The organism is Oscillibacter valericigenes, assembly GCF_021531435.1.
Lineage (GTDB): Bacteria > Bacillota > Clostridia > Oscillospirales > Oscillospiraceae > Oscillibacter > Oscillibacter valericigenes_B.
Genome location: NZ_JAFBIS010000045.1, coordinates 1 through 7,090 on the forward strand (window position 1 = coordinate 1; position 7,090 = coordinate 7,090).

The 7,090-nt window shown below is 49.2% G+C and carries 8 protein-coding genes; 2 read left to right on the forward strand and 6 right to left on the reverse strand.

Features of this window, described 5'->3' with window-relative positions:
- Positions 1–78 precede the first annotated feature (78 nt).
- The 6 genes from cas9 to JQM68_RS13250 all read right to left on the reverse strand — a co-directional run bounded on the left by cas9 (position 79) and on the right by JQM68_RS13250 (position 6,310).
- Positions 79–1,338, reverse strand: a complete 1,260-nt coding sequence (gene cas9 / locus JQM68_RS13225; RefSeq protein ID WP_235223493.1) for a type II CRISPR RNA-guided endonuclease Cas9 — start codon at positions 1,336–1,338, stop codon at positions 79–81.
- Between the two features lie 489 nt (positions 1,339–1,827).
- On the reverse strand, positions 1,828–2,646 hold the full coding sequence (locus JQM68_RS13230; protein ID WP_235223499.1) for a tyrosine-type recombinase/integrase: 819 nt from the start codon (positions 2,644–2,646) through the stop codon (positions 1,828–1,830).
- 101 nt (positions 2,647–2,747) lie between these two features.
- The gene (locus JQM68_RS13235; RefSeq protein WP_235223494.1) at positions 2,748–4,013 is read right to left on the reverse strand and encodes a site-specific integrase; all 1,266 of its coding nucleotides are present in this window, start codon (positions 4,011–4,013) and stop codon (positions 2,748–2,750) included.
- Positions 4,014–4,427: 414 nt separating this feature from the next.
- A complete protein-coding gene (locus JQM68_RS13240) occupies positions 4,428–5,363 on the reverse strand; it encodes a ParB/RepB/Spo0J family partition protein (protein ID WP_235223495.1) in 936 nt (311 codons plus the stop codon).
- 3 nt (positions 5,364–5,366) lie between these two features.
- Complete coding sequence (locus JQM68_RS13245) at positions 5,367–6,137, reverse strand: ParA family protein (protein WP_235223496.1); 771 nt, start codon at positions 6,135–6,137, stop codon at positions 5,367–5,369.
- A complete protein-coding gene (locus JQM68_RS13250) occupies positions 6,134–6,310 on the reverse strand; it encodes a hypothetical protein (RefSeq protein ID WP_235223497.1) in 177 nt (58 codons plus the stop codon). The genes JQM68_RS13245 and JQM68_RS13250 overlap by 4 nt, the downstream gene beginning before the upstream one ends.
- A gap of 248 nt (positions 6,311–6,558) precedes the next feature.
- Here JQM68_RS13250 and JQM68_RS13255 point away from each other — a divergent pair, with 248 nt between their 5' ends.
- Positions 6,559–6,831 (forward strand): type II toxin-antitoxin system RelB/DinJ family antitoxin, encoded by a 273-nt coding sequence (locus JQM68_RS13255; RefSeq protein ID WP_235223498.1) that lies wholly within the window; start codon positions 6,559–6,561, stop codon positions 6,829–6,831.
- Between the two features lie 215 nt (positions 6,832–7,046).
- Positions 7,047–7,090 (forward strand): helix-turn-helix domain-containing protein (locus tag JQM68_RS13995; protein ID WP_412758474.1); only part of this gene is annotated, 44 nt, incomplete at its 3' end.

Here is a 7,090-nt window from a genome sequence, read left to right on the forward strand (position 1 = left end):
GTTTGTTCTCATTCTTGACTTAGTCGAAGATTTTCATACTGTCGAGGTTCGTCGATTACACAGAATTTTCTGCGGTCTCTAGATTTCCGGAATTCCTGCCTCCCGGAGCGCAGCCATGCGGCTGTCATCGTTTTTATAAATTGTCAGAATCGTTCCGATTTCATTAAGCTGTTGAACCGTTAACGTCTGGATGGCATTTTCGCTGACTTTATTTAACGAAACCCGCAGCTTATGGTAAGCCTGCATCTGTGGCCACGTTTTCTTTTCTGCCTCTTCCTGACTTTTATCATCGTAGGAAAGGTTGTTAAAGTAGGTATCTCCATTCAATGCCAGCAGCTTACGGAGCTGTCCGAAGCTGAGCGACGAAGACTGCATCGCTGCGTTTTTCAATGTTTCTCTCTGCTTATCGTCCAGCGCGCGAGGCGGCATTCCTTTTTCAATCAATCTGAGATGGTTCAAATCTTGTAAGAGCTTGAAATATTCAAAGGTATAGGTTGCCTTGGCAGCCCGGGGCTCTTCCGGCTCAAACGCGCACTTTCCTACTTTTTCGGCGATTCTGCCACTGAAAGGGCTGCTGCCTCCTGGGCCTTCATCAAAACTACGCTGACTTTCAAAAATGGCCAAATACGCCTGCTCCAGCTCTTCGGTCATCCACGGTACCTTAAAACGACGCTGAGCATCAAAGATTTTTCGGATCTCTTCCACTACGGAGGCGCGTTCTACAATAAAACGGTAGTCCCCTGGTTTATTGCGAGTCTGGTGATAGCGGGTTCCGTCAGGATTTTTCTGCCAATACCGCTGATCCTTATATATCATTTCACCCACTGTGCGATAGCCGTGCTTCATCATACAGGCCTTATTTTCGGCAATAGCAATCTTGATTTTGCCGGTATCTTTCTCGTCTTTTGCATCTTCTGCAATGCTGTTGGATCTGTATCCTCGTCTCTGGGCGAGATGAATGAAGACCCGTACGGTTTCCTCCCGTGTCAGCGGACGATCCAGTGCTTCTGCCCGGAGCTGGTAAGGGGAGGTGGTAAAGCTTCCCTTTGCATACAACTCAGCGATCTCAATTCGGCTCATGATGCCGTATCGCTCCAATAAATAGCGGATGCGTTCGAGACGATGGCGATGGCGGCGCAGCCGGCGCCGTGTGCTGCGGGCCTCCCGGCGGGACACTGCCAAACTTTCCCCTGTTTTGGGCAGTTCCGCCTTGTCAAAAACACGAACGCCGAGATCCTGGATACGGATCGGCTCTCCTTCCGCGTTGTTCTGAAGGATCGCCCAACCGATAGATTCTGTCCCAATATCCAATCCAAGGGCATAGTGAAAGATCGACATTCGGCGAAGGCTCCTTTCTTTCCCTATATACGAAGATACCCCAGCCATTAGGCTGGGGTAGGGCTTCACGGTGTTTTACCTTATCGTAATAACATCATTTTCTCTTGTAGTGGTACAAGATAGAATATATTGTAACAAGATTTCAACGAAAAGTCAATCTCTGCTGTTATTCGGCTATATTAAATCTGGTGTTGTTTTCATGGAAATTTTTCAAATGCCAATAAAAGAAAATAGTGTGGCTGCAAGTCCGAACAATGAGCTGATGATATTCCAGTGAGAGTCCCGTCTAACGATGGAGCACCGGGCATCTGTGGCCCGTCCTATGGGCCTTTAGACCACAGACACGGGAATTATCGTCAGCCAAAAACCAAAACAGAGATTTGTTCAGAGGGATATTCTATCAACACCAAATCTTACAGCAGTTGGGATATGTTTCTGGCCCTCCATCCACACCAGATTTAATATAGCCTGTTATTCTTACATGAAATCTTACTCGCTTTGATCCCATCCAATGGAAGCCTGCTCTTTTTCTAATAGACGGTCATAGGTTTGTTCCATGAGAAGGGCCAAGTTGGCTTGAATGTTTTTTTGTGTGGTCAAATAGAGTCTTCGTAAGCACCGGGTATTCGCCTTTTCCTTGTCTACACATGCATCAGCAGCAAGCAAATGCAGCAGTCGATTGATCCCATTGCGGTCGATAGGCGTTTTATTTCTGGTAATGAACAACGGGCCTTCATAAATTCCATTTCGTTTAGCAAAATCCAACAGTTCTGCTTGAATGCACTCCGGAATTCGTACTTCTTCCCCATCCGGGAGAACCATTCGCCCTTTCTCAATTGTTTTAATAGTCATCTTAGGCAAATCCCGAATGGAGATACCCGTCGTGGCAAACACTTTGACTAATAGATAGGTCTGTTCATTTTCCAAATTTCGGGCTGTTGACAATAGCCGTAAATATTCTGTGCGAGTCAGTTCAGGTTGAATGGTCTCTGGCTCGGTGCGGGACCCGCTGACCTGTAAATCCCGACGATTACAATATTCCAGTAGACTCTTGGCAGCGGAAAGATATAGATTGACCGTCCTGATGGCGAACCCGTCCTCCATCAAAACAGCTTTCCATTGACTCAGTGTGTCCTTCTGTATGCTCTTATCTTTTGGAAGGAAATCATAAAAGACATTTAAATGATGTCTGTATGCTTTTATTGTGTCAACAACACGTCCTCTGTTTTTAAGATCTTCCAAGAACGCCTCTATCAATTCGGGCGTTAAAACCAGACCGGCCATCGCAGTCCTTTCTGCATCCTTCATTTCCAAAAGAATTGCCTCCACTCAGCTCTTTAATAATGACTATATTGCGTCAAATATTTTTTAGGTATTTCCTTTTTAGAAGGCCAATGCTGTTTTTTTTCTTAAATACTTTCGTCCTCAGTTATTGGTAAGCTGTAATACTTTCCATTATGATTGAGTTTATTGTCCTGAACCATTCTTTTCAAAATTCTGGAGCATTGTCTTTTTTCCAGTCCCAGTAAAGAACAAAGATCATTCAGGGCGGCTGTTCCTTCCTTTTCCAGATGGATACGAATTGCTTCTTCCATCTTTCCTTTTGGTAATACTGTATCCGGCAGATAATACTTGTAAAAAACAAGAATCAGTTTTTCCTCTTCAACCAATTCCTGCAGTCGGTCACGAGCGATTTCTTTTGAAACGCCTAATAGATTCATTACATCCTGGCGAACTAATCCTCGCTTGTTTTTAGCTAACGCCAGGATTTTCTGCTTTTCTGCCTCTTTTTTCGAAGCATGTTGGAAGGAGCGGAAAGAAACGCGCTCTATTCCTCCACGAATCAGGACTGTACGCAATTGCTTGGAGAGATATGGCATATCCAGCGGTTTCCTGGAACTTTTTGACAGCAACACGTGAGGATCTTCGTCTTCCCCGCGTTTTTCTTTTTCTAATAAAAGACATTCTAACACAGGCTGTGGAATAGCGAGTTCCTTTTCGTTCAGACGAAGTGTTCTTTTTTCAAAAACCACTTGTTCCCACGTAAGGGTAATCATGTCCTTCATTTGGATATCCATATACCAGCTCAAAGAAAGTGCTAACCCCGCCAATGTCCCTTTCTCTTCTTGCAGGATACGCCAAATTTTATATTCGTTCTCTCTTTCCAATGCGTTTTGGGTAAATGTTTGAACCTTTTTGTATTTTCTGTAAACGTCATGAAAAGACTGTACCGTCAAGCCCGAAATTCTTATCACATAGGTCCACTCATCCGTTTCAAGTTTACGAATGACGAAATCATAACGCAAATCAATGAGGCGCACATCCGTCATTCCTTCCCGATCCAACGCTTGGCGGGCCAGCCGGGATACAGACTCAGGTTTTAGCGGCTCTTGAGATTTATCGGAGATAACCACATACGGGGTAATTCTTTTATGCTTCAGAAGCCTGGCTCGAAGGCAAGTTTCCATATCCTCATAGAAAGGGATGGTACGGTCTTCCAACACAATCTGCTGATTGTCAATGGATATGTTCGCCCATGTAAGCTTGATGATTTCATCCCTTTTCAATCCTTCCAGCCAAGCCAGACGAAGAATTGTTCCAACGGTATTGTCCGGATTTTGAGTTAAAATCCGGTGCATTGCTTCTGCGTCAGGCCGATTGATTTTATTCTCCATGGGCCTTTCCTCCATCATGTACAAGTAAACATTGCATGCGTATGATATACAAACTATCTTTTGTATTTGAAACGATCAAAAACAGATACCTGGTCCTGGTTTTCCGTGAATGTCAGGATTATTCTCGATATTTCTGGTTGAAATTATAACATTGCCAAAGACGTGTATCAAGTGAGAAGTTTAACGCCAACCATCGGAAAAATTATTCGCCAACCGTCGGATTTTTGCTGTATTACTTGGCCTCTACGAGAAGTACAGGAACAGCGTGAACGATCATCTGCATAAGGCGAGCACTTATGTGCATGACTAGCCTCCTGCCCCACAATAAAAAGGTCCCACCGGATAGGTGAGACCTTTTATGGCAGTAAGTTTGATTACGGGCTTCTGGATTTGCACCCGTTCGAGAGTACCGACTCAGCCTTCCAGTCCGGACTTCAGGGCCTCCACTGTGCGGCGGAGCTCCTCCAGGTTGGCAAGGCAGGTGTCCAGCTTCTTCCGGGCCGTCACCTTGTCCACGTCATTTGACAAATCCAGCGCCTTGAGCTGCGCGGTGCTGCGCCGGACGGCGCGGCCAAAGGAATCCACCGTTCGCAGGGGATTGGCCGCCGGAGTGGGCTTCGGCGGGGGAGGAGGGAGCTCGGCGGCCTTGGCCCAGGCGATGGCCCGGTGGACAAGGCCCGGGAAGTCGCCCTTGGCATCGTTGTGGGCCACATATTCCTCCACCACCGTCTGGAGATGGACATTCTTCTGCCGGGCCATCTCATAGGCGTCAGTCATGGTCATGTCGCCCCGCTCGGCCCAGCCGGTCATGGTCTCGTCCAGGTTCAAAAGATCCAGATACCGCTCCACGGTGGCCCGGCTCAAATCGCTCTGGGCGGCCATCAGCTCCGCCTGTTCCTTCACGTTCTCCGGGAGCTGGCCCTCTTCAGCAAGCGTGTCCCGCAGGGTCTCCAGCTGGCGGGCCATGTCGAAGGGGGTGATGCTGCGCCGGTGGACGTTGGCGCCCATCAGCGCCCGCAGCTCGGACAGCTTGTCCGGATACCGGCGGACCTTGCAGGGCACCGTGGCCTTGCCCAGCTTCCGGGCGGCCATGACACGGCGGTGTCCGCTGATGATGCGCCAGGTGTTATCGGTGTGGGGGGTGACCACGATGTCCTCCAGAAAACCGTCCTGCTCCACGGAGCGCATGGTGGAGAGGAACTCCTCGTCCTCCGCCATGGAGAAGCGGTTCAGGGGGTTGTCCACCAGGGCGTCGGTGGGCAACTGACGGGTCAGCTCACCGTTGGCGGCGCTGGCGTTCTCGGTGGTTTTTTGCAGGGTAGAGAAGATGGAGGGGCTTTTCTTTGCCATGCGTCAGCCCTCCATTCTCGCCAGCATCTCGTCACAGAGCGCGGCGTAGTCGGCGGTGGCAGTGCAGCGGGGGGAGAAGAAGCACAGGGGCTGCAGGGCCAGCGGCGCCTTCTTCACATCGATGTTCTTGCGGATGAAGCTCTTGAAGGCCAGCTCCGGCAGCATGGAGGGGAAGTTGGCGATCATCTCCCGGTCCAGGGAGGACCCGGTCTCCACGGCGGTCATGAAGATGCCCAGCACCCGGATGTCGGGGTTAGCGATCTCCCGGACGGACTGGATGGTCTCCAGCATGACGTCGTAGCCCTCGATGGAATTCTTGTCCACCTTGATGGGGATGAGAACGTACTGGACGGCCACCAGCACGTTGATGTTGAACAAACTCTCCAGAGAGGGGGAGCAGTCAAAGAACACATAGTCGTATGTATCGGGGATCTGGGGCAGCAGGCGGCGCAGGGTGGTGTCCCGGCCGAAGGGCATCTCCTGCATGGAGGCCAGCGCCGGGGCCAGCAGGGCGCCGCCACGAATGAGGTCGAGGTTTTCGGTACTGGTATGGCAGATGGTGTCCGCCACCGTGGCGGATTTGCTGACGATGACGTCCGTCAGCGTGGCGTTGGGAACATCCGTGAGAGAGAGGTTGCTGGTGGCGTTGCCCTGGGTGTCCATGTCCACAATGAGAACACGCTTGCCCCGGCGCACCAGCTCGCCCGCCAGGTTGATGGCGGAGGTGGTCTTTCCCGTGCCGCCCTTCTGGTTCATGACAGCGATGGTCTTCATGCCTGTCCGCCTCCGTTCTTCTCCAGCTCCTCGATGCTGGCTACCTGTTCCAGAACGCTGTCCAGAATCAGCTGGCTCATGCTCATGTGCAGCTTGGCCGCCGCCATTTTGATGCGGGCACGCTCGTCCTCCGTGGCGTAGACCAGCAGTTTTACCTTCTTTTCCTGCTCCATCGACATATCCTCCGTAAATGCGACGTTTTGATATCGTTTTCTGAAAACCATTATGACATCATAATGTCATACAGTCAAGGGGAAACTGGTCGAAATGATGTCACGGAAAAGGGCGAGTGAAACTGATAATAGTTTGTGTTTCAAATAGGCTGAAATTTGCAGTAAATTTGACACAGATTACTTGCAATGCAAATGAGAATAGAATATAATGATAATGAAATAATAAGCAAGTGAAGGGAGTGTTCTTTATGGCCAATAAAAAGAATATGACACTCCGGATTGAGCCGGAGTTGAAAGCACAGGCAGCGGCTCTTTTTAAGGCGCTGGGGGTGGATCTGAGCACGGCAACTGGAATTTTCTATCGTCAGGCGTTACAGTGCCATGGGTTTCCGTTTGAGGTGAAACTTCATGATGAACCGAATCCTCTCACTTATGCAGCGATGGATGCGGCAGAAAAGAGGGAAGATCTCTATGGCCCCTTTGATAATGTGGAGGAACTGATGGAGGCACTGAATGCTTAAGCCGGAGTTTACGGGCCAGTTCAAGAGAGATTATAAAATGGCAATCAAAAGAGGCTGCGATCCGAAGAAGCTGGAGGAAGTTATTACCGAAAGCGGCGTAAAGCCCCTGCCTTTAGGCATGGGGATATAAGCCGCCAGTGAAGTTTTCTCTTAAAAACAGAACCTTTGTTTGATTTTGTGCTCTTAATATGGTATTATAATACTGGTGATAATTCATGGAACAAGGCTACAAATTCCGTATATATCCAACTCCTGCTCA

Coding starts and splice junctions, on each gene's coding strand:
- cas9 (WP_235223493.1), bottom strand. CDS start 1,338: ATGTCGATCTTTCACTATGCCCTTGGATTGGATATTGGGACAGAATCT.
- JQM68_RS13230 (WP_235223499.1), bottom strand. CDS start 2,646: ATGAAGGATGCAGAAAGGACTGCGATGGCCGGTCTGGTTTTAACGCCC.
- JQM68_RS13235 (WP_235223494.1), bottom strand. CDS start 4,013: ATGGAGAATAAAATCAATCGGCCTGACGCAGAAGCAATGCACCGGATT.
- JQM68_RS13240 (WP_235223495.1), bottom strand. CDS start 5,363: ATGGCAAAGAAAAGCCCCTCCATCTTCTCTACCCTGCAAAAAACCACC.
- JQM68_RS13245 (WP_235223496.1), bottom strand. CDS start 6,137: ATGAAGACCATCGCTGTCATGAACCAGAAGGGCGGCACGGGAAAGACC.
- JQM68_RS13250 (WP_235223497.1), bottom strand. CDS start 6,310: ATGGAGCAGGAAAAGAAGGTAAAACTGCTGGTCTACGCCACGGAGGAC.
- JQM68_RS13255 (WP_235223498.1), top strand. CDS start 6,559: ATGGCCAATAAAAAGAATATGACACTCCGGATTGAGCCGGAGTTGAAA.